The sequence below is a fragment of the Modestobacter versicolor genome, from assembly GCF_041028285.1.
Taxonomy (GTDB): domain Bacteria; phylum Actinomycetota; class Actinomycetes; order Mycobacteriales; family Geodermatophilaceae; genus Modestobacter; species Modestobacter versicolor_A.
Map to the genome: position 1 here is coordinate 348,130 of NZ_JABGDB010000004.1, position 24,827 is coordinate 372,956.

The window sequence follows — 24,827 nt, forward strand, 5'->3', positions numbered from 1 at the left end:
CGAGCCGGTCGCGCCGGGACGCGTCCCCGTCCACATCAGCGGGAGCTGCCCGCCGGGCAGGGCACGGTGGCGAGCGGGAGGCCGTAGCGGTCCATGTCGGTGCAGGTGCCCCCATCGGCGCCGCTGAACACCGGCCGGACGATGCTCGCCCCGACGACGCAGCGGTCGCTGGACGGGCCGGTCCAGTCCAGCAGGACGCCGCCCACCGTCCCGGCGTGCAGCGGGATGAGCACGGTGTGCGCGCCGGCCTCCAGCGGCACCTCCCAGTTGCCCACCGCGGCGGCGTCCTGGGTGACCCCGGCGTCCGGCGTCGCGACGACCCCCAGCGGCTCGGCCGCCGTGTAGCTGAGCTGGAGGAACAGCGGCTCCCCCGTCACCTCGGCCGCCACCGCGAGCTGCGAGCGGTCGGCCGGAGCGCAGCTGTCGGCGGCGAGGTCGACGGCGGCGGCCTCGGTGCGCAGCTGCACGGGCCGGACGTCGCCCGCCGCGTCCAGCACCACCGGCCGGTCGCCCAGCTCCTGCGGCACCCAGCCGGGCTCGTAGAACCGGAGGAAGAACTCGTGCCGGCCGTAGACCTCCGCCCAGTCGCGGGCGACGGTCGGGGCGACCAGCAGCGGCACCAGGGTGGCCTCGGGGTCGGCCCAGGTCTGCTGGCCGGCGGACACCGTGGCCAGGTAGGCGTGCGCGTTCCGCTCGGCGTACCACTGGGCGTCGGTGAACCGGCCGCCCATGACCACCAGGAAGGTCGCCAGGACCGCCGCAGCCACGGCCACCGGCCAGGTCCGGTTCGCGTGCCAGGGGCCGCCCGACCTCCTGCTGCCGTCCGCACCGGCGGCGTCCGGCGCCGGACGCCGCGCTCGACGCCCGGTCAGGCTGGTCACCGCCAGCACGGTCGGGACGAGCAGGTAGGCCCCGTTGTGCAGCCGCAGGGCCGTGGCGGCGGCCAGCTCGTCGGTGAGGATCGGGCTGAAGGACAGGAAGCCGAAGTACATGACGAAGCACAGCGCCACGAACGCCAGCGGGTCGGCGTTGCGCCGGCGCAGCACCACCAGTGCCGCGGCCACCAGCACGATGCCCGCCAGGATCACCAGCTGCACCTGCAGCGAGGACAGCGCGGTGAGCCGGACGCCCACCCACGGCGGGAAGATGCCCTGGGTGAGGGCGCCCAGGCCGGTGCGGAGCGTGGTCTCCACCGACGGCCGGGAGGAGACGCCCGAGGCGTACTCGAGGTAGATGTACGCGGCGGCGGCCAGCGCGACCACCGTCATCGCCACCAGGGTGGGGACCGAGCGGCGCAGCCGGCGCCACCGTTCCGGCAGCGGCCGGCCCGCGCCGACCAGGAACCAGTCGACCAGGACCACGAGCGGCAGGGCGAACAGCACCCGCTCCTGGGTCAGCGTCCCGAGCGCCAGCAGGACGACGGCCAGCGCGTCCCACCGCCGGTGGCCGGTGGTGGCCGCCCGCAGGTGGGCCGCCACGACCGCGTTGGTCGCCACGAGCGCGGGCAGGATGTGGAAGGCGGCGTCGGCCCACACGGCCGTGTCCAGCACGGTGATGGAGAACCCGAGCGCGACGAGCCCCAGCACCCGACGGCCGAACGGCACCCGGAGCTCGTGCAGCAGCCAGGCGGTCGTGGCCAGCAGCAGCAGCACGGCGGCCGCGGCGAGCAGCATCCCGAAGGTCAGCGACAGGTCGCTGAACCGGATGACCACCAGGTGGGCCAGCCGGTTGACCGGGGCGAAGTGCTGGAAGACGTCGAGGCCGAGGAGGTCCCAGCTCAGCCCGCGCTCCTGCGCGACGGCGAACTGCAGGACGTCGTCCTGGTAGTAGCGGAAGGCGTCGCGGGTGCGCCAGAGCACCACGGCGACGGGCAGCAGCACGGCGAGCAGCAGCAGGACCCGCTGGGCGGGGACCGACCGGCCCGGCTCACCCGCGGGCCGGCCGCCGTCCGCGGCCGAGGACCCGGTGCGGGGCCGGTCCCGGGTGTCGACCCCGGTGGCCGTGGCGGCCCCGGCAGGGGCGTCCGGGGAGCCGTCCGGGTGGCCGTGCGGGTCGGACGCGGGGCCCCCTGGTCGGTCAGGTCGTACGTCGGCCACGGTTCAACAGTGCCACACGGCCGGTGCCGGGGCCGGGGGCCGGCAGGCTCCCGGTCCCCGGCACCGGCCGGGTGGCGGCTCAGACGATGTAGCCGCCGACCTTCGTCCAGGAGCTCGCGCCGTTCGGAGCGGCCTGGTTAACCCAGAGCGCGTTGTCCGTGCCCCGCGCGAACGTCCAGAAGCTCCCGTCGCCCATCTCGACCATCGCCACGGACGACGAGATGCCGCCCACGAGGTCGACGGTGAGCCCGGTGGCGTCCCGGACCTGCAGCACCCCGCCCCGGCCGTTGGGCCAGGCCGCGGCCCGCACGTTGCGGGCGTACCAGGTGGTGCCGCTGACCGTCGGGCTGAACACCGACTCGCGACCGGTGGACACCCAGGCGGACGAGGGCGCCGAGCCCGAGGAGGGCACGACTCGGCCCCAGACGTCGTCGTCCAGGCCGACCACGCGCAGCCGGTAGCTCCCGCCGTCGACGACCTCGGCGGCCGGGGCGGTGACGCCGGTGCCGCCGGCGTTCTGCCAGGCGCCCCACGTGCCGCCGCTGAGCACGCGGTAGGAGACGCCGCCGAGGGTGTTGCGCCCGGTGACGACGAGGTTCCCCACGTCGTTGGACGCCGCGGACACCGCCGACGTCAGCGTGCCGCCGAGCGACTCGTAGGGCGCCCACGCGCCCGGCCGGCCGGTGGCGTCGACCGTGGTGGAGGTGTGCCACAGGGCGCGGTCGAGGCCGACGACGAACAGGTCGATCCGGCCGCTGTCCCAGCTGACCGCGGCCGGCCCGTAGAGCCCGGCGCCCGGCAGCGCGGTGAACGGGTCGAAGACGCCGTTGACCGCGGTCGTCGTCCAGAGGGTGTCGCCGAGGCCGCGGACGAAGCCGATGACCGTGCCGTGGCCGGTCCGCACCGCCGACATCGCGGTCGGCGACAGGTCGACCGACGTCACGTCGCTGGGGTACGTCGGACCGGACACGCCGCTCACGGTGAACCAGTCCGAGCGCAGGCCGAGACCGGTGCGGAAGGCGTCGCCGGTGACGTCCTTGGACCCGGCCGTGCCCTTGACCCGCACCTTCGTCACCCGACCGCCGTCGGCGCCCAGGCCGTTGCGGCTGAGCACGGTCACCGACTGCAGCGTGCCCACGCCGAAGGCGCTGCCGATCCGGTCGGCGGTCACCGTGGTCGACCAGTCGTGGTAGGGCGAGGCCTCGTCACCCTGGTCGTAGACGGCCGGGAAGGTGCCGCCGGCGGTGTAGCCGCCCGAGCTGGAGGAGAACTCCGCACGGGCGATCGCCCCGTTGAGCCGCAGCACCTGGCCGCGGGTGACCGCGACCGCGTAGTCGGTGCGCCGGTCCTCGATCCGGGTGCCGTTGAGCCCCGCCCCGCCGTAGACCTGGCACGAGGTGGTGTCGCAGGTCTTGAAGTGGGCGCTGCGGTTCTCGGCCAGCGCGTAGGAGCGGGCGGCCACCGTCTGGGCCATCAGGGCGTTCATGCCCGACCCGCCGTTGGCGTCACCCCACGAGGCCGGCGACTCCCGCGGCACGACCCCGCGCAGGTACTCCTGGGTGGACAGGTAGTTGACCGTCCGCACCGCCGAACCGTCCCAGAGGACGACGAGGGCGCCCCGGTAGGTGCGGACGTCCGAGCCGCAGACCGACAGCATCCGGTTGATGTCGTCGCCCGGGTCGGAGTAGGGCCGGAAGGTGGTGTCGTTGAGCGGGACGCTGCCGCCGACCGCGCCGTTGCAGCCGTACCGGGTGGTCAGCTTCCACGAGCCGTCCGCGCCGCGGCTGATCTCGGCCACGGTGCCGGGCTGGATGTCCCAGCCGCCCGCGGAGAACGCCTGGCCCGAGTAGACCTGGGTCGAGGCGTTGTCCAGGGCGCTGAGCCGGACGCTGATCAGCGGGTCGCCCACGTCGCCCAGCGTCGCGTTGCTGTAGTAGTGCCCGAGGATGTTCAGGTGGTTCCACCCGTGCCGGGTGGCGTAGCCGTAGGAACCCCACTGGGACAGCCCGCGCCCGTGCCCGTAGCCGTGCCCGGTGATGGTCACGTCCCCGGGGGCGGCCTGCGCCGCCGTCGGCGCCGCCGCCGAGCCGGCGAGCAGTGCCCCGGCGGCCAGCACGACGGCCAGCAGCAACCCGAGCAGCCGTGCGCAGCGCCTCACTGGAGGTACCCGCCCAGCGACGTCCAGGGGCCCGCCTTGCCCGAGCGGAAGGTCGTCACCCACAGCGCGTTGTCCGTGCCGCGGCCGAGCACCAGGGTCGACCCGTCCGGCTGCCGGGTGAGCCCGGCGACCGAGGTGACCGTCCCGCCGGTCAGCGCGGTGTTGCTGACGGTCGCGGTGTCGAACAGCACCGGGGTGTGGTCCGACGCGCCGAGCGAGAGCAGCGTGCCCGGGCCGGCGGACGCCGACGAGCCGTTGGTGCCGGGGGTGTGGTTCGTGTACAGCCCACCGCCGACCCAGGGCCCGGCCGGACCGGCCGTCAGCACCGTCGTGCCGGTCTGCCAGATGGTGCTGTCGGTGCCGACGACGCTGACGACGTAGCGGTTGTTGGCGGCGTCGGCCTGGATGACCGGCGCCGAGATGGCGTAACCGCTGAGCGAGGCCCACGGGGACCAGGCGGACCCGTCCCAGGTCCGCTGCCAGGTCGCGCCGTCCATGCCGCGGGTGACCACGGAGAGCCGGTTGGCGGCCAGCGCGGCGATGGTCGGCGACGTCGTGGCGGTGCCGGTGAGCGGCTGCCAGCCGTTCCAGGCGCCCGGGGTCCCGTCCGACCGCAGCGTCGCGGAGTTGTACCAGACCGCGTTGTCGGTGCCCCGCACCACGAGGTGGACCTTGTTGCCGTCGGTCACCGTGACGCTGGGCCCGGCCGACGCCCCGGTCGCGGGCACCCCCTCGAAGGGCGTCCAGCCCCCGCCGGGCTTCGCCGTCCGGTACCAGATCGTGTTGTCCAGGCCGCGGACGAAGACGGTGCTCATGCCGTTGGCGGCCGTGACGGCCGACACGCTCACCGGGGAGACGTCGGTGATCCAGCCGGTCGAGGGGCCGTTCACCGCGGTGGCCAGCGGCCGGTACCGCGGTTCGGCGGCGGCGACCTGGTTGCGGATCTCGTTCATCCGGGCGTACCCGTACTGGCCGGGGCACGCGGTGGAGCCCACGTCCCGGTGCCCGAAGATCGTGGGCAGCCCGACCCAGGTGCCCGCGGCGTACTTGGCCGTGCCACCACCGCCGGAGACCAGGACCGTGGTGCCGCGCGGGTCCACGCCGTAGAGCCCGAACTTCCACGCGATGACCTCGGAGACGGCGTTCACCGTGGCCTGCGGGACGGCGACGACGTCGTAGTTGCCCAGCATCGAGACGCCGAACGTGTAGCTGTTGAAGCCCCCGGCGTGCGCGCCGACGACGGTGGAGTCCAGCCCGCCGTAGCGGCCCTCGAAGACCCGGCCGTACTTGTCGACGATGACGTTGTAGCCGATGTCGCCCCAGCCGCGGGTCTGCGTGTGGTACGCGTAGATCGAGCGCATCATCGCCGGCACCTGCTCGGCGGAGTAGTTGTTGCCGTCCGCCGTGTGGTGGATCGTCGCGGCCTTGAGGGTGGCGGCGTACTCCGGGTCCCAGGTGCGGATGCGCTCGTCGGCGCCCCACTCGGCGCGGCTGATCACCCGCGGCATCGCGTCGGCGGCGTGCGCGGTGCCGGTCGGCACCTTCACCGGCGGCAGCTCGTCGGCCTCGCTGGTGCCCGGGTCGAGCAGCGCGAGCCGGACGTCCTGCGGGACGGCGCCGCCGGCCCCCTGGACGATGGCCTCGATGCCGTACGACCCGCCGGTCCAGTACGGCGCGGTGCCGCCGCGGACGTCGTGGTCGGCGGTCTCCTCGGTCACCGTCTGCTCGACGTCGTCGGGCTCGAGGGTGGTCCACTCGCCCCAGGCGCCGTCGGCGTCCTCGAGCCGGATCTGGACGACCACGTCGACGACGGAGGGGTCCTCGCGCCAGGTGATGCCGACGCTCTGGAACTCCTCGGTGTCCGGGCGGCTGATCGTGAGCGCGGGGACGCCGGGCAGCTCGTCCCCGGAGACGACCACGTCCTGGTCCGCGACGGGCCCCTCGGTCGGCTCGCTCGGCGTGGCGCTGGGCGCGGTGCTCGGCGCGGTGCTCGGCGCGGTGGGCGCCGGGGGCGCGGACGGGTCGGGCACGACGGCCGTCGGCTCCGCCACGGTGGGCGTGGGCTCGGCGGCGGTCGGCGCCGGCTCGGTGGCGGTGGGTGCCGGCTCGGTGCCGGTCGGCGCGGGTCCGGTCGGTGCCGGGGAGGTGCCGGTGTCGTCCACCCCGCCCGGCTGCGCCTCGCCGTCGACGGCGACGACGGCGTCGCCCTCAGGGGCGGTCACCGAGCCGAGCGCCACCTCGTCGATGTCCGTCTCGACGGGGTGGGCCTCGGGGGCCGGAGCCGCGTAGACGGGGAGCACGAGCAGGGTCGCAGTGACCCCGAGGAAGGCGAGGAAGCCCGCGATGAGGCGGCGCACGAATGGTCCTCCGATGAGCTGAGACGACGGTCCGTGGAGACCACGGACCCGTTCCGTCTCATCTCATCGGCAGGTCGGCGCGTCGCGTTGACCATTTCGTGACGAAAACGGGCAGTCAGACTGGTCGTCGGTCACTTGACGGTCGCCGCGACCAGTGGCAGTCAGCCCCGGAAGCCCTCCGCCATCGCCGCGTGCAGCGCCGTCCGCCAGGGCTGCGGCGCGGTCAGCCCCGCCGCGGTCCACGCCGAGCCGTCCAGCACCGAGTACGCCGGCCGGGGCGCCGGGCGGACGAACGCCTCCGACGTGGTGGGCAGCACCCGCTCGGGGTCCGCGCCGAGCTCCTCGAACACCGCGCGGGCCAGCCCGAACCAGCTCACCTGGCCGCTGTTGGTGCAGTGCAGCACCGGCGGGGAGCTCTCCTCCCGGGCACCGATCTCGACCAGCCCGGCGGCCAGGTCGGCCGACCAGGTGGGTGAGCCGACCTGGTCGTCGACCACCGAGACCGTGTCGCGGCGGGCCTCGAGGTCGGTCATGGTGCGCACGAAGTTGCCGCCGTGCCGGCCGTAGACCCAGGCCGTGCGGACGACGGTGGCGTCGCCCCCGACCGCGGCGATCGCCTGCTCCCCCGCCGCCTTCGTCCGGCCGTAGGCCGAGCGGGGGGCGACCGGCGCGTCGACCGGGTAGGGCGCGGTGGCCGACCCGTCGAAGACGTAGTCGGTCGAGACGTGCACCAGCCGGCCGCGGCCGGCGAGCTCCTGCGCCAGCCAGCCGGGGGCGTCGCCGTTGACGACCCGGGCGGTGTCCTCGTCGTCCTCGGCGGCGTCCACGGCCGTGTAGGCCGCGGCGTTGACCAGCACCGGTCGCCGGCCGTCAGCGGCGGCCAGCCAGTCGCGGACGGTCGCGCGGACGGCGGCCTCGTCGGTCAGGTCGACCTCGGCGCGGCCGACCGCGGTCAGCCGGTCGTCCGGCCGGCGGGCCAGCACCTCGCGCAGGTCGTGGCCCAGCTGCCCGCGGGCGCCGGTGACCAGCCAGCTGGTGGGGGTCGCGGCGCTCATGCGCGCGCCGTGGCCGCGGCCGCCTTGAGCGGCTCCCACCAGGCGCGGTTGTCCCGGTACCACTGCACGGTCAGCGCCAGGCCCTCCTCGAAGCCCATCCGGGGGGCGTAGCCGAGCGCGCCGGTCTTGGAGTGGTCGACCGAGTAGCGCAGGTCGTGGCCGCCGCCGCGCGGGTCGACGATGTGGTCGACGTAGCTCCAGTCCCGCCCGGTGGCCTCGAGCAGCTTCTCGGTGAGCTCCCGGTTGGACAGCTCCCGACCGCCGCCGATGTTGTAGTACTCCCCCGGCGCGCCCTTCTCGACGACGAGCTGGATGCCGCGGCAGTGGTCGTCGACGAACAGCCAGTCGCGCACGTTGGCGCCCTCGCCGTACAGCGGCACCTTGTGCCCGTCGAGCAGGTTGGTGACGAACAGCGGGATGACCTTCTCCGGGAAGTGGTACGGCCCGTAGTTGTTGCTGCACCGGGTGATCGAGATGTTCATCCCGTACGTCTTGGCGTAGGCGCGGGCGATCAGGTCGCTGCCGGCCTTGGACGCCGAGTACGGCGAGTTCGGCTCCAGGATGTGGTCCTCGGTCCAGGACCCCTCGTCGATCGAGCCGTAGACCTCGTCGGTGGAGACGTGCACGACCCGCCCGACCTCGGCCCGCAGCGCGGACTCGAACACCTGCTGGGCGCCCAGCACGTTGGTGAGCACGAACCCGGCGGCACCGGTGATCGAGCGGTCGACGTGGGACTCGGCGGCGAAGTGCACGACGACGTCGTGGCCGGGCAGCGCCGCGTCGAGGTCCTCGGCCACGCAGATGTCGCCCTGCACGAAGCGGTAGCGCGGGTCGTCGGCGACCGGGGCGAGGTTGGCCAGGTTGCCGGCGTAGGTGAGCTTGTCGAACACCGTGACCTCGGCGTCCTCGAAGCCGGGGTAACCGCCGGAGAGCATGGTGCGCACGTAGTGCGAACCGATGAAGCCGGCACCGCCGGTGACCAGGATGCGCATCGGGGAGAGCCCTTCGAGTGACTGGGCGGACAGGTGGTGCGGGACAGTCTCGCAGAGCCACGTCGTTGCCCTGATCGCACAGCTGCCAGTCGTATCGTCACGGGGACTCCGCCGCGAGACCCCCGAGGCCGCGCTCCTCGGCCGAGACGGCCGGCCCCGACGTGAGGACACCTGCGTGAACGACGACCACGACCGACCGGACGGCCCGGCACGCCCGCTGCCGCCCCGGCTCGACCCGCGCGCCGGGCGTGCGCCGCGCCCCGGGCGTGGCTCGGCCGAGGGCGGGCGGGGTCCGGCCGAGGGCCCGGGCCGGTCCACCGGTGGCCGGTCCCGGCTGGCGGTCGGCGCCCGCGTGGTGGCCGGCGTCCTGTCCGTCGTGCTGCTCGGCACCAGCGGCTGGGGCTGGTACCTCGGCCAGGTCGCCGACGCCAGCGTCAACCGGACCGACGCCATCCCCACCTCGGGCAACGACGAGGTGGTCGACACCGGTGCGGCGATGAACCTGCTGCTGGTCGGCAGCGACAGCCGGGCCGGCGCCACCGACGAGCAGCTCGCCCAGCTCAACACCGAGGCCAACGAGGGCCTGAACACCGACACGATGATCCTGGTGCACGTCCCGGCCGACGGGTCCGCGGCCTCCTTCGTCTCCTTCCCCCGCGACTCCTACGTCGAGATCCCCGGCCACGGCTGGGACAAGCTGAACTCCGCGTACGCCTACGGCTCGCAAGAGCTCCCCGCGGACTCCTCGGACGCCGAGAAGCAGGCGGCCGGCGCGCAGCTGCTCATCCGGACCATCAGCTCGCTGACCGGGCTGCAGATCGACCACTACGCCGAGGTGGACCTGCTCGGGTTCTTCACCCTCTCCGGGGTCGTCGGCGGCGTGGAGGTCAACCTGTGCCAGCCGGCCCAGGACAGCTTCTCCGGCGTGGACCTGCCGGCCGGGGTGCAGACCATCAGCGGTGAGCAGGCGCTGGCCTTCGTCCGGCAGCGGCACGGCCTGCCGCGCGGCGACTTCGACCGGATCATCCGGCAGCAGACCTTCATCGCCGGGATGATCCGCAAGATGCTCAGCGACAACGTGCTCCTGGACCTCGGCAAGCAGCGCCAGCTGGTGCAGGCCGCCGCCGACGCGCTCACCGTCGACCAGCGGCTGGACCTGCTGGACCTGGCCCAGCAGATGCAGGCGGTGCAGCCGGGCAACATCGAGTTCCAGACGATCCCCTACGTCGGGGACGACGAGGACGACGCCGGCCGCTACATCCTCCGGCTGGAGGACGAGGACACGCTGCACCAGTTCTTCGCCGAGCTGAACGCCGATCCGGTCGAGGCCGCGGCCCCCACCACCGAGGCACCCGCCGCGGTCGCCCCCGCCGACGTGTCCGTCGAGGTCTTCAACGGCTCGGGCATCAGCGGCCTGGCCGCGGAGGCCGCCACCGAGCTCGGGACCGCCGGCTTCGGCGTCGCGGGCACCGGCAACGCCGACTCCTCCGACTACACCGTCACCGAGATCCGGCACGCCGCCGGGGACGAGGCGCTCGCCGCCACGCTGTCCGCCGCGGTGCCCGGCGCCACGGTGGCCGTCTCGCCCGACGCGACCGCCGGCACCGTCCAGCTGGTGCTGGGGTCGGACTTCAACGGCGTCGGCCAGCCGGTGACGGCGGCCCCGCCGGCGCCCACCACGGAGGGCGAGGACCAGCGCACCGCCGCCGACACCACCTGCATCAACTGATGGCGACCCTCCCCGCGGACCTGCTGGCCGCCGCGCTCCGGCGGAACGCCGCCGCGCCGCTGGTGACCTTCTACGACGACGTCTCCGGCGAGCGGACCGAGCTGTCGGCCACCACGCTGGCCAACTGGGTGGCCAAGACGGCCAACCTGCTGCAGGAGGAGTTCGACGTCGGCCCGGGCAGCACGGTCGCCGTCGCGCTGCCCGTGCACTGGCAGACGGCGGCGGTGCTGCTGGGCGTGTGGAGCTGCGGCGCCGCCGTCCTCGACACCGCCGGCGAGGACGACGACCGCTTCGCCGCGGCCGACGTCGTGCTCGCCGACGCCGACCGGCTGCCCCCGCTCGAGGAGCAGGGGCTGCCGGAGCTGATGGGCCTGTCGCTGCACCCGATGGGCCTGGGCATGGCCGGCTACGTGGGCCCGGCCCGGGACTTCGCGCTGGAGGTCCGGGCGCACGGCGACGTGTTCTCCCCGTGGCAGCCGGCCGACCCGGCCGGCCGCGGTCTCGTGCTCGGCGGCGGGAACCTCAGCCTGGCCGGCCTGGTCGAGACCGCGACCGAGCTCGCCGGCCGGCTGGGCATCGTCGAGGGCGACCGGGTGCTGGTCGACCAGCGGACGGCGACCGAGGCGGGCCCGGTCGCCTGGCTGCTGGCCCCGCTGTCCGCGGGCGCCTCGCTGGTGCTGTGCCGGGCCGCGGCGACCTCCCGCTTGCAGCACCGGGCGGAGACCGAGCGGGTCACCGCTACGCTCGGCCTGAAGCTCGACGGGATCCGCGAGCTGGGCCGCCCCGCCTGACCCTCCCTGCCCAGCGCTCGATGGACGGTGGTCAGCGCAGTGGACAAGGTCGTCTCCAGCACCCGTGAGGCCGTGGCCGACATCCCCGACGGCGCCGTCCTGGCCGTCGGCGGGTTCGGGTTGTGCGGCGTGCCGTTCCGGCTGATCGACGCACTGCTCGAGCAGGGGGCCTCCGGGCTCACCACCATCTCGAACAACTGCGGCGTCGACGACCAGGCGCTGGGGGTGCTCCTCTACGCCGGCCGGATCGCCAAGACGATCAGCTCGTTCGTCGGCGGCAACAAGGAGCTGGCCCGGCTGTACCTGAGCGGCCAGCTCGAGGTGGAGCTCACCCCGCAGGGCTCCCTCGCCGAGCGGCTGCGCGCCGGCGGCACCGGCATCCCGGCCTTCTACACGCCCACCGGCGTCGGCACGCTGGTCGCCGACGGCGGCATCCCGGTGCGCTACGACGCCGAGGGCACCGTGGTGGCCACCAGCGAGCCGAAGGAGGTCCGCCGCTTCGGCGACCAGGACTTCGTGCTGGAGACCGCGCTGACCGCCGACTACGGCCTGGTCCGGGCCGCGGTCGGCGACCGGCACGGCAACCTGGTGTTCCACGAGTCGGCCCGCAACTTCAACCCGCTGGCCGGCATGGCCGCCACGGTCACCATCGCCGAGGTCGAGCGCCTGGTGGAGCCCGGCGAGATCCTGCCCGAGTCGGTGCACCTGCCCGGGGTCTTCGTGCAGCGGGTGGTCGTCGTGGGCAGCGAGGGCAAGGACATCGAGAAGCGCACCACCCGGCCCCGCCCCAGCACCGCGAGCACCAGCGCCGCCCCTGCGGCCGCCGGCACCGAGACGACGGAGGCCTGAGCCATGACCCTCACCCGTGACCAGCTCGCCGCCCGGGTCGCCCTCGACCTGGTCGACGGCCAGTACGTGAACCTCGGCATCGGCATGCCGACCCTGGTGCCCAACCACATCCCCGACGGCGTGCACGTGGTGCTGCAGAGCGAGAACGGCGTGCTCGGCGTCGGCCCGTACCCCTTCGAGGGCGACGAGGACCCGGACCTGATCAACGCCGGCAAGGAGACGATCACGCTGCTGCCCGGCGCCAGCTTCTTCGACTCGTCGCTGTCGTTCGGCATGATCCGCGGCCACCACATCGACGTCGCGGTGCTCGGCGCCATGCAGGTCAACGTCCGCGGCGACCTGGCCAACTGGCTGATCCCCGGCAAGATGGTCAACGGGATGGGCGGCGCGATGGACCTCGTCCACGGCGCCCGCGAGGTCATCGTGATGATGGAGCACGTCGCCCGGGACGGGTCGCCCAAGATCCTCGACGAGTGCACCCTGCCGCTCACCGGCAAGGCCTGCGTCGACCGGATCATCACCGACCTGGCGGTCGTGGACGTCACCCCGGACGGGCTCGTGCTTCGCGAGGTGGCCCCCGGCGTCACCGTCGACGAGGTGGTCGCCGCGACCGGTGCCCCGCTCGCCGTCGCCGGTGACGTCCCGACGATGCGGTTGCCGGCGTCGGTGTGAACGGCGCCGCGTGACGTTCTCCGTCATCGCCCGGGACCCGGGCACCGGGGAGCTGGGCATCGCGGTCTCCTCCTGCATCCTCGCCGTCGGGCGCGCGGTGCCCTCCGTCCGCCCGGGCGTCGGGGTGGTCGCGGTCCAGGCCCGCAGCCGGCGCGGCCTGGGCACCTCGCTGCTGGCCGGGCTCGCCGAGGGCACCTCGCCGCAGGACCTGGTCCGCCGGGCCTCGCACGCCGCCGAGGACGTCGACCGGCAGATCGCGGTGCTCGACGTCGCCGGCCGGGTCGCCGCCGACACCGGCCGCGGGTCGCTGCCGGCCAGCGGTCACCTGCTCGGTGAGGGGTTCGGCGTGCAGGGCAACATGCTCGCCTCCCCCGACGTCCTGCCGGCGATGTCCGCCGCGTTCGCCGCGGCCGGCGGGTCGCTGGCCGACCGGCTGCTCGCGGCCCTGACCGCCGGGCAGGACGCCGGCGGCGACCTCCGCGGCCGGCAGTCGGCGGCGCTGCAGGTGGTCAGCGGCACCCCGGCGACCGAGGACGACGACGGCGTCCGGATCGACCTGCGGGTCGACGACTCCGGCGACCCGGTCGCCCAGCTGCGGATGCTGCGGAACCTGCAGCGCGCCTACGACGAGCGCGACTACGAGACGCTCGCGGTGTTCGCCCCGGAGGGCGCCCGGGACCTCTACGCCGCGCTGGCCGCGTCCCGGCGGGGCGACCGCGCGGCGGCCCGGACCGCCCTGGAGGCGGTCCGCACCCGGCCCGGCTGGTCGACCTGGCTGGCCTCGATGGCCGGCGACGCCCGGCTGGCGGCGGTGTCCAGCCTGCTCGACTGAGCCGGGTCCCCGCCCGGCTCTCCCCGGTTCAGAGCCCGGCGGCGCGCAGCGCGGCCACGAGCTGGTCGGCGAAGACGGCGTAGCCGACGTCGTTGGGGTGGTACGGGTCGGCGTACTTGCCGTCCGCTGGGGCGAGCCACCCGCCGGCGACCGGGTCGAGGAACAGCACGCCGGCCGCGGCGGCGGCTCGCTGCACCTCGTCCCGCACGGCGAGCACCGCGGCCTCGGGCACCCCGGGCGCCGCCGGCGGCCCCACCACGACGACGTCGCTGCCGGGCAGCCGGCGCGCGAGCTCGCCGTAGACGGCGTCCGCTCCTGACCGCACCGCGGCCGGCGGGCTGTGCACGTCGTTGATGCTGCCCTGCACCACGACGACGTCCGGGGCGGCGGCGACCACCGCCTCGAGCCGCTCGGCGTACGTGCCCCCGCCGGAGCCGTTGGTGGTGGCGTACCCGGTGGCCCCGACCCCCTCCAGCACCGGTGTCCAGCCCATCGCCGCCGCGGTGCGCAGCGCGTAGCCGCCGCCGTCGTCGGAGGCCGCGGTGTGGGAGTCGCCGAGGAACACCGCGACCGGGGCAGCGGCCGACGGTGCCGCGGTCGTCGTCCCGGCGGCCGCGGCGCTCGCCGTCGTGTCCGCCCCCGGCGCGCGCTGCTCCGTGCCGCAGCCGGCGCAGGCCAGCAGCAGGGCAGCGGGCACGGCGAGCAGCAGGTGTCCACGCACGTGCCCAGCGTAGGAGCGCCCCGGCCGGGGACCGGTTGCCGGTGACCGGCGCCCTGGCGGGTACCGGGCCGACCCCACCTACCGCAGCAGGCTGCGGGCGATCACCATGCGCTGCACCTGGTTGGTGCCCTCGTAGATCTGGGTGATCTTGGCGTCGCGCATCATCCGCTCGACCGGGAAGTCCTGCGTGTAGCCGGCGCCCCCGAACAGCTGGACGGCGTCGGTGGTCACCTGCATGGCGACGTCGGAGGCGAAGGCCTTGGCGGCGGCGGAGACCCGGCCGACGTCGGGGCGGCCCTGCTCACCGGCGGCTGCGGCCACGTAGACCAGGTGCCGGGCGGCCTGGATCTTCATGTCCATGTCGGCGAGCATGAACTGCACGCCCTGGAAGTCGCTGACCGCGGAGCCGAACTGGCGGCGCTCCTTGGTGTAGGCCACGGCGGCGTCCAGCGCGCCCTGCGCGACCCCCACGGCCTGGGCGCCGATCGTCGGCCGGGTGAAGTCCAGCGTGCGCAGCGCCGTCTTGAAGCCGGTTCCGGGCTCCCCGATCACCCGGTCGGCCGGGATCGTGCAGTCGGTGAACCAGAGCTCGCACGTCGGCGAGCCCTTGATCCCCATCTTCTTCTCCTTGGGGCCGACGGCGAAGCCGGGGTCGTCGCGGTGCACGACGAAGGCGGAGATGCCGTGGGCGCCCTCGTCCGGGTCGGTGACGGCCATGACGGTGAACCACTCGGAGACGGTGGCGTTGGTGATCCACGCCTTGGTGCCGTTGAGCACCCAGCTGCCGCCTTCGAGCCGGGCCCGGGTGCGCATGGCGGCGGCGTCGGAGCCGGCCTCCCGCTCGGACAGGCCGTAGCTGATCATCGCGGTGCCGGCGGCGATGGAGGGCAGCACCAGCTGCTTGAGCTCCTCGGACGCCGAGAGGACGACCGGCACCGAACCCAGCTTGTTGACCGCGGGGATCAGCGACGCGCTGACGTCGACCCGGGCCACCTCCTCGATGACGATGCAGGTGGCGATCGCGTCGGCCCCCTCGCCGCCGTACGCCTCCGGCACGTGCGTGGCGTGGAAGCCCGCCGCCGTCAGCGCCTTCTGCGCCTCGACCGGGTAGCGGGACTCGGCGTCCACCTCCGCGGCGTACGGGGCGATCTCCCGCTCCGCGATCTCCCGGACCGCCTCCCGGACGGCCTCGTGCTCCTCGGTCAGCGCGTACAGCCCGGCGTTGTTACCCACGGGTAGAGAGTAGGACGCGGGGCAGGGCGATCGGAAGCGCCGACACCCCGCCGGGTCAGTCCTCGGCGAGCCGTTCCTGCAGCGCGGCGTCCCGGGCGAGCACCGAGTCGGCGAGCTCGGTCTGGAATCGGCTGACCGCGGCGCGCAGCCGGTCGTCGGCGACGGCGAGGATGCGGACGGCGAGCAGCCCGGCGTTGCGGCCCCCGCCGATGGAGACCGTGGCCACCGGCACGCCGGCGGGCATCTGCACGATGGACAGCAGGCTGTCCAGCCCGTCCAGCCGGTCCAGCGGGCGCGGGACGCCGATCACCGGCAGCGGGGTGGACGCCGCGACCATGCCGGGCAGGTGGGCCGCTCCCCCGGCTCCGGCGATGACCACCCGCAGCCCGCGGGAGGCCGCGCTCTCCGCGTAGTCCAGCATCCGGCGCGGGGTGCGGTGGGCGGAGACGACGTGCGCCTCGTACGGCACGTCGAACTCGGCCAGCGCGGCGGCGGCGGGCTCCATCATCGGCCAGTCGGAGTCGCTGCCCATCACGATGCCGACGAGCGGCCCGTCGTCCACGGCCATGGTCAGTGCTCCTCGTCGAAGGCGAAGGCGGGGTCGACGACCCCGTCGGCCAGGTAGCGCGCGGCGGCGACCGCGCGGGCGCGGACCTCGGTCGGGTCGTCGCCGAGGGCGGTCAGGTGGCCGAGCTTGCGGCCGCGGCGCTGCCCCTTGCCGTACCAGTGCAGCTTCACGTCGGGCCAGTGCGCCATCAGGTGGTGCACCCGCTCGTCCAGGCCGGGGCCCGACCAGTCCTCGTCGGACGTCGCCCCGCCGAGCACGTTGGCCATGACCACGACCGGCGCGGTCATCGCGGTGGAGCCCAGCGGGTAGTCCAGGACGGCGCGCAGGTGCTGCTCGAACTGGCTGGTGCGGGAGCCCTCGATGGTCCAGTGCCCGGAGTTGTGCGGGCGCATGGCGAGCTCGTTGACCAGCACCCCCTCGGGGGTCTCGAACAGCTCGACGGCGAGCATGCCCACCACGCCGAGCCGGTCGGCGATCCGGACCGCGAGCTCCTGCGCGGCGGTTGCCAGCTCCTCGGTCAGCCCCGGGGCCGGCGCGAGCACCTCGTTGCAGACGCCGTCGCGCTGCACGGTCTCGACCACCGGCCAGACGGCGACCTGGCCGAACGGCGAGCGGGCCACCTGGGCCGAGAGCTCGCGGACCATGCCCACCCGCTCCTCGGCGAGCAGCACCCCGTGCTGCTCCAGCAGGTCGGCGACCTGGTCGGGGCCGGAGACGACGAACACGCCCTTGCCGTCGTAGCCGCCGCGCGGGGTCTTCAGCACCACCGGCCAGCCCACCTCGTCGGCGAAGACGGCGACGTCGTGCACCGTGCGGACCTCGGCCCACGCGGGCTGCGGCTCCCCCGCCTCGGCCAGCGCGCGGCGGAGCACCAGCTTGTCCTGGGCGTGGACCAGGGCGGCCGGGCCGGGCGCCACCCGGTGACCGGCGGCCTCGAGGGCCCGCAGGTGCTCGGTGGGCACGTGCTCGTGGTCGAAGGTGACCACCGTCGCGCCCTCGGCGAGCCGCTGCAGGTCGGCGAGCTCGCGGTGGTCGCCGAGCTGCACGTCGGCCGCGACCAGTGCGGCGGACTCGGCCGGGTCGGCGGCCAGCACCCGCAGCGACTGGCCGAGCGCGATCGCGGCCTGGTGGGTCATCCGGGACAGCTGCCCACCGCCGACCATGGCCACGACAGGCAGTCCGGTGCGGGGGTCCAGGATCGCGGCCATGATCGGTGAGGCTATCCCGCCGGCGGCCGGTGCCCAGCGGCCGTTCCGCCCGGGGGTGACCGAGGAGACGGCGCAGCGGGCCAACCGTCCGTAGAGTCGGTGGACGTGCCACTCGCCTCCCGTCTCCGGCGCGGTGTCGACAGCACCTGGCGCCTGGTCATCAAGGAGCTGGGCGCGTTCGGCGTCGTCGGGGCCTTCTGCTTCGTGCTGGACCTCGCGATCTTCCAGCTGCTCTACGCGCACATGGACGTCGGCGCGGTCACCGCCAAGCTGATCTCGACCCTGGTGTCGATGACGGTCGCCTACGTCGGCCACCGCTACTGGTCCTTCTCGCACCGGGCGCGCACCGGGCTGGGCCGGGAGTACGTGCTGTTCGCCGTCATCAACGGCGTGACCCTGCTGCTCGGGCTGGCCGTCGTCTGGTTCGTCCGGTACCCGCTGGACCAGGAGAGCGCTGTCGTCCTGCAGATCGCCAACGTCGGGTCCACCGTGCTGGGCACGCTGATCCGCTACCTCTCCTACCGGCGGTGGGTCTTCCCGGCGCACGAGCAGCCGGCGGCCGAGGACGCGGTCGCCGGCGACCCGGCACCACCGCTGGTCGGGGACGCGGCCCCGGTCGGCCCGCGCCCGGCGGACCTGGACTGACCGCTCGGTACGGTGTGCCGAGCACCGGAGGTCGCCCTGGGGGCCCGTCCCACGGCCGCTGCGGCGGCTGGGTGGACGCGCCACGGGGCGCACCGGAGCGGTCGCCGGCACCGGTGACGAGACGACGAGGGGACAGCTCATGACGCGCTTCCGACGCCCGGCGGACCAGCCGGCCGGTCCCGCTGCGGAGACGGCACCGCCGGCCGACCGCACCCAGGAGGTCCTCGAGGCGATCAGCCGGCTGGAGCACCTCCAGGTCGAGCAGCTGATCGGGGTGCATCCCCGCCGCCACCGCGGGCTGGACAAGGCCGCGCAGCTGCAGCTGGCGCTGACCTATCGCGAGCTCATCGCCGCCGGCCGGCCGCTGCCGAGCTTCGCCGACGCCGAGCTGCGCTTCTACTCCCAGAACGGCGAGGACGGCATCGTCCAGCTGCTGCTGGCCGCGGTCGGCGCGGAGACCCGCAAGACCGTCGAGCTGTGCGCCGGCGACGGGATCGAGTGCAACTCGGCGAACCTCATCGTCACGCACGGCTGGACCGGCCTGCTGGTGGACGGCGGCGAGGAGCTCGTCACCAAGGGCCGCCGGTTCTACGAGGACGGCGCCGACACCTGGTACTGGCCGCCGACGCTGCTCCGGTCCTGGGTCACCCGCGACAACGTCAACCAGCTGGTCACCGACGCCGGCTTCGCCGGTGACATCGACGTGCTGACCATCGACCTGGACGGCGTCGACTACTGGATCTGGGAGGCGCTGGACTGCGTCCGGTCCCGGGTCGTGATCGTGGAGTACAACGCCGGCTGGGGGCCTGAGGAGGCCATGACGGTGCCGTACTCGGACAGCTTCGCCTGGGAGATGGGGTCGCAGTACTTCGGCGCCTCGCTCGGGGCGATGGTCAAGCTGGCCGCGAGCAAGGGCTACCGCTTCGTCGGCACCAACAGCTATGCGTTCAACGCCTTCTTCGTGCGCGAGGACCTCGGCCTGCCGGCCTTGCCGACCGCGGACCCGGCGGACGTCTTCTGGCACCCCGGTGCCGCCCGCAGCATCAGCCGGCTCGACGCGGTCCGCGACCGCGAGTGGGTCCGGGTCTAGGCCGACCGGGCAACGCGCAGCCCGGCGGCAGGCCCGGTCCTCCGGGACCGGGTCAGCCGGGGCCGCCTGGCCGCGACAGCCCGGGCCGGGTCAGCCGGCCAGCCGGGAGCCCTCGCGCCCGCTGACGACCTCCAGCCGGCTGGTGATCCGAGTGCGCAGCTCCTCGACGTGGCTGATCACCCCGACGGTGCGACCCCCGCGGCGCAGCTCGTCGAGCACGGTCATCACCGCGTCCAGCGACTGCGGGTCGAGCGTGCCGAAGCCCTCGTCGACGAAGAGCGTGTCGATCTGCACGCCGCCGCTCTCCGCGGTGACCACGTCGGCAAGCCCCAGCGCGAGCGCGAGCGAGGCCATGAAGCTCTCTCCGCCGGACAGCGTCTTGGTCGGCCGCCGCACGCCGGTGTACTCGTCCAGCACGTCCAGCCCCAGCCCGCCGCGGGCGCCGTGGCGGCCCTGGGCATCGCTGTGCAGGAACGTGTAGCGACCACCGGACATGTCCCGCAGCCGGCGGCTGGCGACCTCGGCGACCTGTTCCAGCCGGGCCGCCAGCACGAAGGACTGCAGCCGCATCCTCAGCGTGTTCGCGCCCCGCCCGTTCACCAGGTCCGCCAGCGCGGTGACCTGCTGGGCGGTGGCCCGGCGCTCGTCGAGCTCGACCTCGACGGCGGTGAGGTCGGCCGCCAGGTCGTCCAGCGCCGCGGCCCGGGCGCGGGCCGCGGACAGCGCGGACACGGCGTCCTCCCGGGCCCGGGTGGCGGTGCGGCAGCTGCCGGTCAGCGCCTCAAGGTCGGGTCGGGGCGCGAGGTCGGCGAGCTCCGGCTCGGCCAGCGTCGCGGTGACCACCGACCACTGCTCGTCGTGCTCGGTCACCCGGCGCCCGAGCGAGGCGGTCGCACCGCGGTCCAGCAGGGCACCGGCGGCGTCGAGCAGGTCGTCGAAGCCGGCCTCGGCGACCCGCTCCTCGGCGTGCCGCCGGGCGGCGTCGGACTCGGTCCGGGCCCGCAGCTCGGCGGTCTCGGCCTCCATCAGGGCCTCGCAGCGGTCGGCGACCGTGGTCAGCCGGCGGATGCGCGCCGGGAGGTCGCGGTCCTCGCCCCGCGCTGCGGCCAGCCGCTGCTCGACGTCCGTCAGCGACTCCTTCGCGGCGGCCGCCTCGGCGCGGCGGAGCACCAGCTCCTCGCGGGCGGCCGCGAGCGCGGCCACCGCTGCGTCCCGCCGGCTCAGCAGCGCCTCGAGCTCCCGGCGGGCGGGTTCCAGGGTGGCAGCCCCGCTGCGGGCGGTCGACTCCTCCTGCTCCGCTGCCGCCACGGCCTGCTCCTGGGCGGCGAGGGGCTCGTCGCCGGCGCGGGTCCGGAGCACGGCGAGCTCCCGCTCGGTCTCCTCCTGCGCGCGCCGGGCCGCCGCGTGGTCGGCCTCGCGCTGCTCGGCGACGACCCGGGCGTCGTCCTCGTCGGCCTGGCTGACCACCGGACCGGCGTGCTCGGCCAGCCTCGGGTGCTCCACGGCACCGCAGACCGGGCAGTCCGCCCCGTCGGCGAGGCCGGCGGCCAGCTCGGCCGCCATGCCGTCCAGCCGGCCGGCGCGCAGGTCCAGCCACGCCTCCCGGGCCGCCAGCCAGTCGTCCCGCGTCGCCTGGGTCCGCTCCTGCCGGCGGATCAGCCGGTCGGCCAGCGGCGGCACGGCGCGGGCGGCGGTGAGCATGGTGCGGCGCCGCTCGAGCTCGGCGATGAGCCCGGGGAGCGCAGCGGCCGTTCCGGCCGCGCCGGCGACGGCGGCCTCCTGCGCGGCGAGCCGCTGCGGCCAGTCCGCGACCGCGGCCTCCTCCCGCGCGCAGCGGGTGGCCAGCGCCTCGGCCTGGCTGCGGACCCGCGTCACCTCGGCGGTCAGCGCTGCGGCCCGGTCGACCTCCGGGAGCAGCGCGCGCAGGGCGGCGGCGTCGTCCCGGAGTACCCGGGCGAGCACCGCGTCGGCGGCCCGCCCCTCCGCCACCGGCGCCCAGGACTGCTGGGCGGTGGCCAGCCGCTCGGCGGCCGCCTCCGCGGCCAGCGCCGCGCGACCCGCGGCCTCGAGCACGTCGCGCACCGGCTCGGCGCGCGAGCCGGCATCGAGGGCCGCACGCAGCGGCTGCAGCTCGGCCGCCTCGGCCTGCAGCCGGGCAAGCTCGGTGCGGGCCCGGTCGCGGCGGGCGTGCCGGTCGGCCTCGGTGCGGGCGGCGGCCAGCAGCGCGTCGGCCCGGGCGACGTCGGCGGCGGCCTCGGCGGCCGCAGCCTCGTGCGCCTGCAGCCGGCCGGCCAGCTCGGCCCGGACCCGGTGCACCCACCCGCCCGCGTGCGCCGGCGGTGCCGCGCCCACCAGCTCGGGAGCCAGCTCCTCGGGGACGTCCACGTCAGCCACCTGGGCCACCCGGGCGAGCAGCGTGCTGGCGCGCAGCCGCGCCTCGTCGAGCTGCTCCCGCGCCGCGCGGCGCTGGTCGTCCAGCCAGCTCTCCACGGCCCCGAAGCGGCTGACGTCGAACAGCGTGCGCAGCAGCCGGCCGCGGTCCTCGGGCTCGGCGCGCAGGAAGCGGGCGAAGTCGCCCTGCGGCAGCAGCACCACCTGGCAGAACTGCTCGGCGGACAGCCCCAGCCGGGTGCGCAGGTGCTCGGACCCCTCGTCGATGCGCGTGCTGACCGGCTCCCACGTGCCGGCCGACCAGCGCTGGACGGTGAGCTTGGCCTGCTCGGTGGTCCAGCCGGTGCCGCGGCGCTTGGGGCGCTGCTGCTCGGGCCGGCGGGTGACCAGCAGCCGCTCGCCGCCGAGGGTCACCTCGCACTCGACCTCGGTGCGCACGCCCTCGCCGGCGTGATCGCTGCGCAGCCGGCGCTCCTCGCCGCGCGCGCCCGGGACGGTGCCGTAGAGCGCGTAGACCACCGCGTCGAGCAGGGTTGTCTTGCCCGCGCCGGTCGGCCCCCACAGCAGGAACAGGCCGTCGCGCCCGACGTCGTCCAGGTCGGCCTCGACCCGGTCGGCGAAGGGGCCGAAGGCGGTCAGGGTGAGCCGGTGCACCCTCACAGCAGCGCGTCCTCGCGGGCCGCGGCGGCCAGCGCGCGGCCCAGCAGCTCCCGCTCGTCGGGCGTGGCGCCCAGGCCCCGCACGTGGGCGACGAACTCGTCGGCCACCTCCAGGTCGCTGCGGCCGGCGAGCCGCTCCTGGTAGCTGCGGCGGTCGGTAGAGGGCGTCGCGCCGGTCCACTCCAGGTGCACGCAGTGCCCGAACCGGGCCTGCAGCTGGCGCATCGGGTCGACCGGGCGCACCGGGTCGGTGAGCCGGGCGGAGACGAAGTGGTCCTCGACGGCGGCGAGCGCCGGGTCGGCCAGCAGCTGGGCCAGCTCGCCCTCCAGCACGGTCAGCTCGCGCGGGACGGGCAGCGGCACCGCACGCACCCCGGCCAGCCCGTCGCCGTCCAGGTCGACGAGCCAGGCCTGCTTCTGCTGGCCGGCCTCGCCGAAGGAGTAGGCCAGCGGCGAGCCGCTGTAGCGCACCCGGTCGCTGAGCGACTGCGGCCGGTGCAGGTGCCCGAGGGCCACGTAGTCGACGCCGTCGAAGACCGCGGCCGGCACCAGGTCGACACCGCCCACGCAGATGTCGCGCTCGCTGTCGCTGGGCACCCCGCCGCCCACGAAGGCGTGGGCCAGCACGACCGACCTCGCGCCCGGGCGGAGGAACAGGTCGGCGCGGACCCGGTCCATCGCCGCGGTGAGGACCGCATCGTGGCTGCGGGCCTCGGTCAGCCCGAGCTCGTGCCGCGCCACCTCCGGCTCGAGGTAGGGCAGGCCGTAGACCGCGACGTCGCCGTGCGCGTCGGACAGCAGCACCGGCTCGTCGAGCAGCCCGGTGGCCGCGCGCACGTGCACGCCGGAGACGGCCAGCAGGCCGGAGGCGAAGCCGAGCCGGCGGGCCGAGTCGTGGTTGCCGGGGGTGAGCACGACCGCGGCGCCGGCGGCCCGGATGCGGGTGAGCACCCGGTCGAGGACGGCGGTCGCGTCGGCGGAGGGCACCGCCCGGTCGTAGACGTCACCGGCGACGAGCACCACCTCGACGGCCTCGGCCGCGGCCACGTCGGCGAGCGCACCGAGCACCGCCTCCTGCTCGGCGAGCAGGTCGGTGCCGTGCAGGGAGCGGCCGATGTGCCAGTCCGAGGTGTGCAGCAGCCGCATGTCCCGCACGGTAGGTCGGGCCTCCGACAGAACCGGCCCGGCACGCCGTGACGGATCGGTCCGGTGGCCTGCCGGACGCGTGACGGCGCGGCTCAGAACCCCTCGGTGGGGTGCGACCCGTCGCGGGAGTAGAAGTCGCCGAGATGGGCTGCGCTCTCCTGCGCCCGCCGGTCGGCGTCCTCCTCGACCAGCTGGTTGAGCAGCTGCTGCACGCCGTCGCTGTCCGGGATCGCGGCGAAGACGGTGGGCCCGCCCTCCCCCGCCGTCTCGATCGAGACGGTGCCGGAGTTGATCAGACGCTCCCACAGCGTCTGCTTGTACGACACGTCGGTGATCCGGGACAGCCCGATGTCCCGGCCCTGCCGTGCCAGGACGCCGGTGCGGTAGAGCAGCCGGTGGGTGGTGACGACGTAGTGCGTCGTCCGCCAGCGCAGCAGCGGCGCCGCCACCAGCACGAGCGCCAGGACGGCGGCGGCGGCCACGACCACCAGCCGCCACATGCCCTGCTGGTCGCCGGCCGGGACCAGGGCCGCGCCGAACGAGGCCGCCCCGACGAGCAGCAGGAAGAGCACGACCGGCCAGAACACCGTGGTCCAGTGCGGGTGCAGGTGCCGGACGACCTCCTCGTCCGCACCGAGCACCTTGTCCGGGTACGCCATGCGGACAGGATGGCTCATCCCCGGTGCGCGGTCACGCCTCCCGGCGACGAGTCGCCGCCCGGGCGGGATCAGGCGCGCGCGGGGCGCACGTGCCGCACGTCGCCGGAGGCCAGCTCCAGCACCCCGGCCGGGGTGCGCACCACCAACCGGCCGTCCCAGTCGACCGCCTCCGCCACGCCGGCCAGCGTCGACCCGTCGGGCAGCGTGACGACGACGTCGGTGCCGACCGTGCTGCACCAGGCGAGGTAGTCCTGCGCGAGCCCGGACGAGACGGGGTCGCCCAGCACCGCGGTCCAGCGCCGGTAGCGGAGCTCCAGCGCGCGGAGGAAGGCCAGCAGGACCTCGGCCCGGTCCACCGGACCGCCGGCGGCCAGCGCCAGCGAGGTGCCGGTGTCGGGCAGCTCGTCGCGGCGGGTGGAGACATTGAGCCCGACCCCGACCACGACGGCGGACCCGGCGCTCTCGGCGAGGATCCCGGCGAGCTTGGCGCCGCTGGGGGCGAGCAGGTCGTTCGGCCACTTCAGCGACGTCCGGACGCCGGCGACGGCGGACACCGACTCCGCCAGCGCGACCCCGGTCAGCAGGGACAGCCAGGCCCGGCGAGCGGCGGGGACGTCGGGCCGCAGCAGCACCGAGACGGTGACCCCGGCCCGCGGTGGGGACGTCCAGGTCCGGTCCAGCCGGCCGCGACCGGCCTGCTGGTGCTCGGCGACCAGGACCAGCCCCTCCGGCTCGCCGGTGCCGGCCCGGGCGGCGAGCTCGGCGTTGGTCGACCCGATCGCCTCGACGACCTGCACCTCCCGCCACAGAGCGTCGTCGGTGGCGACCGCCGCTGTCAGCGCAGCGGCGTCCAGGGCCGTCCTGTCCGGTGCGGGGAGGTCGGTGTCGGGCACGTCACCTACGCTACGGCGCTGTGAGTGCCGCCGAACTGGAGAGCGCGGGAGAACCCGTCCCCGCCGACATCGACCTGCACACG

Annotated in this window: 20 protein-coding genes; 7 read left to right on the plus strand and 13 right to left on the minus strand. The window is 75.1% G+C overall.

Annotation, left to right across the window (positions count from 1 at the left end; genetic code table 11):
- Positions 1–35 precede the first annotated feature (35 nt).
- The 5 genes from HL054_RS16065 to rfbB form a co-directional block, all read right to left on the minus strand.
- The gene (locus HL054_RS16065; protein WP_369140016.1) at positions 36–2,096 is read right to left on the minus strand and encodes a hypothetical protein; all 2,061 of its coding nucleotides are present in this window, start codon (positions 2,094–2,096) and stop codon (positions 36–38) included.
- Positions 2,097–2,175: 79 nt separating this feature from the next.
- Entirely contained in the window at positions 2,176–4,254 is a 2,079-nt protein-coding gene (locus HL054_RS16070; protein ID WP_369140017.1) for a SpoIID/LytB domain-containing protein, read from the minus strand.
- On the minus strand, positions 4,251–6,611 hold the full coding sequence (locus HL054_RS16075) for an N-acetylmuramoyl-L-alanine amidase (protein WP_369140018.1): 2,361 nt from the start codon (positions 6,609–6,611) through the stop codon (positions 4,251–4,253). Before HL054_RS16075 ends, HL054_RS16070 begins: the two co-directional genes overlap by 4 nt.
- A gap of 161 nt (positions 6,612–6,772) precedes the next feature.
- Positions 6,773–7,666, minus strand: a complete 894-nt coding sequence (gene rfbD, locus HL054_RS16080) for a dTDP-4-dehydrorhamnose reductase (protein WP_369140019.1) — start codon at positions 7,664–7,666, stop codon at positions 6,773–6,775.
- Entirely contained in the window at positions 7,663–8,658 is a 996-nt protein-coding gene (gene rfbB / locus HL054_RS16085) for a dTDP-glucose 4,6-dehydratase (RefSeq protein ID WP_369140020.1), read from the minus strand. The genes rfbD and rfbB overlap by 4 nt, the downstream gene beginning before the upstream one ends.
- A 175-nt stretch (positions 8,659–8,833) precedes the next feature.
- Between rfbB and HL054_RS16090 the strand changes: the two genes are divergently transcribed.
- Genes HL054_RS16090 through HL054_RS16110 form a run of 5 tightly spaced genes read left to right on the plus strand, consistent with a single transcriptional unit; the run spans position 8,834 to position 13,531 of the window.
- A complete protein-coding gene (locus HL054_RS16090) occupies positions 8,834–10,387 on the plus strand; it encodes an LCP family protein (protein WP_369140021.1) in 1,554 nt (517 codons plus the stop codon).
- A complete protein-coding gene (locus tag HL054_RS16095; RefSeq protein ID WP_369140022.1) occupies positions 10,387–11,178 on the plus strand; it encodes a TIGR03089 family protein in 792 nt (263 codons plus the stop codon). Before HL054_RS16090 ends, HL054_RS16095 begins: the two co-directional genes overlap by 1 nt.
- Positions 11,179–11,205: 27 nt before the next feature.
- On the plus strand, positions 11,206–12,027 hold the full coding sequence (locus HL054_RS16100; protein WP_440347949.1) for a CoA transferase subunit A: 822 nt from the start codon (positions 11,206–11,208) through the stop codon (positions 12,025–12,027).
- Between the two features lie 3 nt (positions 12,028–12,030).
- Positions 12,031–12,699: a CoA transferase subunit B gene (locus tag HL054_RS16105; RefSeq protein ID WP_369140023.1), complete on the plus strand. Its 669-nt coding sequence runs from the start codon at positions 12,031–12,033 to the stop codon at positions 12,697–12,699.
- Positions 12,700–12,709: 10 nt separating this feature from the next.
- Positions 12,710–13,531, plus strand: coding sequence for a DUF1028 domain-containing protein (locus HL054_RS16110; RefSeq protein WP_369140024.1), 822 nt, complete (start codon positions 12,710–12,712; stop codon positions 13,529–13,531).
- Positions 13,532–13,559: 28 nt separating this feature from the next.
- Here HL054_RS16110 and HL054_RS16115 read toward each other — a convergent pair whose 3' ends face one another.
- The 4 genes from HL054_RS16115 to HL054_RS16130 all read right to left on the minus strand — a co-directional run bounded on the left by HL054_RS16115 (position 13,560) and on the right by HL054_RS16130 (position 17,261).
- Positions 13,560–14,252: an SGNH/GDSL hydrolase family protein gene (locus tag HL054_RS16115; RefSeq protein ID WP_369140025.1), complete on the minus strand. Its 693-nt coding sequence runs from the start codon at positions 14,250–14,252 to the stop codon at positions 13,560–13,562.
- A gap of 78 nt (positions 14,253–14,330) precedes the next feature.
- Entirely contained in the window at positions 14,331–15,485 is a 1,155-nt protein-coding gene (locus tag HL054_RS16120; RefSeq protein ID WP_369140026.1) for an acyl-CoA dehydrogenase family protein, read from the minus strand.
- 55 nt (positions 15,486–15,540) lie between these two features.
- A complete protein-coding gene (gene purE / locus HL054_RS16125; protein ID WP_369140027.1) occupies positions 15,541–16,053 on the minus strand; it encodes a 5-(carboxyamino)imidazole ribonucleotide mutase in 513 nt (170 codons plus the stop codon).
- A gap of 2 nt (positions 16,054–16,055) precedes the next feature.
- Complete coding sequence (locus HL054_RS16130) at positions 16,056–17,261, minus strand: 5-(carboxyamino)imidazole ribonucleotide synthase (protein WP_369140028.1); 1,206 nt, start codon at positions 17,259–17,261, stop codon at positions 16,056–16,058.
- Positions 17,262–17,366: 105 nt separating this feature from the next.
- On the opposite strand from HL054_RS16130, the gene HL054_RS16135 reads away from it, so the two are divergent.
- Both HL054_RS16135 and HL054_RS16140 read left to right on the plus strand, forming a co-directional pair.
- Positions 17,367–17,906 (plus strand): GtrA family protein, encoded by a 540-nt coding sequence (locus tag HL054_RS16135; protein WP_369140029.1) that lies wholly within the window; start codon positions 17,367–17,369, stop codon positions 17,904–17,906.
- Positions 17,907–18,045: 139 nt separating this feature from the next.
- Positions 18,046–18,996 (plus strand): hypothetical protein, encoded by a 951-nt coding sequence (locus HL054_RS16140; protein WP_369140030.1) that lies wholly within the window; start codon positions 18,046–18,048, stop codon positions 18,994–18,996.
- Positions 18,997–19,086: 90 nt separating this feature from the next.
- Here the strand turns inward: HL054_RS16140 and HL054_RS16145 are convergent, their stop codons facing one another.
- The 4 genes from HL054_RS16145 to HL054_RS16160 all read right to left on the minus strand — a co-directional run bounded on the left by HL054_RS16145 (position 19,087) and on the right by HL054_RS16160 (position 24,744).
- The gene (locus HL054_RS16145; protein WP_369140031.1) at positions 19,087–22,047 is read right to left on the minus strand and encodes an AAA family ATPase; all 2,961 of its coding nucleotides are present in this window, start codon (positions 22,045–22,047) and stop codon (positions 19,087–19,089) included.
- The gene (locus HL054_RS16150) at positions 22,044–23,192 is read right to left on the minus strand and encodes an exonuclease SbcCD subunit D (protein WP_369140032.1); all 1,149 of its coding nucleotides are present in this window, start codon (positions 23,190–23,192) and stop codon (positions 22,044–22,046) included. The genes HL054_RS16145 and HL054_RS16150 overlap by 4 nt, the downstream gene beginning before the upstream one ends.
- Positions 23,193–23,284: 92 nt before the next feature.
- Entirely contained in the window at positions 23,285–23,851 is a 567-nt protein-coding gene (locus HL054_RS16155; protein WP_369140033.1) for a PH domain-containing protein, read from the minus strand.
- A gap of 68 nt (positions 23,852–23,919) precedes the next feature.
- Positions 23,920–24,744: a biotin--[acetyl-CoA-carboxylase] ligase gene (locus tag HL054_RS16160; protein WP_369140034.1), complete on the minus strand. Its 825-nt coding sequence runs from the start codon at positions 24,742–24,744 to the stop codon at positions 23,920–23,922.
- Positions 24,745–24,827 lie beyond the last annotated feature (83 nt).

Bases quoted from the DNA above. Each gene is read 5' to 3' on its own strand.
- rfbD (WP_369140019.1), bottom strand. From the start codon at position 7,666: ATGAGCGCCGCGACCCCCACCAGCTGGCTGGTCACCGGCGCCCGCGGG.
- HL054_RS16105 (WP_369140023.1), top strand. From the start codon at position 12,031: ATGACCCTCACCCGTGACCAGCTCGCCGCCCGGGTCGCCCTCGACCTG.
- HL054_RS16150 (WP_369140032.1), bottom strand. From the start codon at position 23,192: ATGCGGCTGCTGCACACCTCGGACTGGCACATCGGCCGCTCCCTGCAC.
- HL054_RS16095 (WP_369140022.1), top strand. From the start codon at position 10,387: ATGGCGACCCTCCCCGCGGACCTGCTGGCCGCCGCGCTCCGGCGGAAC.
- HL054_RS16155 (WP_369140033.1), bottom strand. From the start codon at position 23,851: ATGGCGTACCCGGACAAGGTGCTCGGTGCGGACGAGGAGGTCGTCCGG.
- purE (WP_369140027.1), bottom strand. From the start codon at position 16,053: ATGGCCGTGGACGACGGGCCGCTCGTCGGCATCGTGATGGGCAGCGAC.
- HL054_RS16130 (WP_369140028.1), bottom strand. From the start codon at position 17,261: ATGGCCGCGATCCTGGACCCCCGCACCGGACTGCCTGTCGTGGCCATG.
- HL054_RS16140 (WP_369140030.1), top strand. From the start codon at position 18,046: ATGACGCGCTTCCGACGCCCGGCGGACCAGCCGGCCGGTCCCGCTGCG.
- rfbB (WP_369140020.1), bottom strand. From the start codon at position 8,658: ATGCGCATCCTGGTCACCGGCGGTGCCGGCTTCATCGGTTCGCACTAC.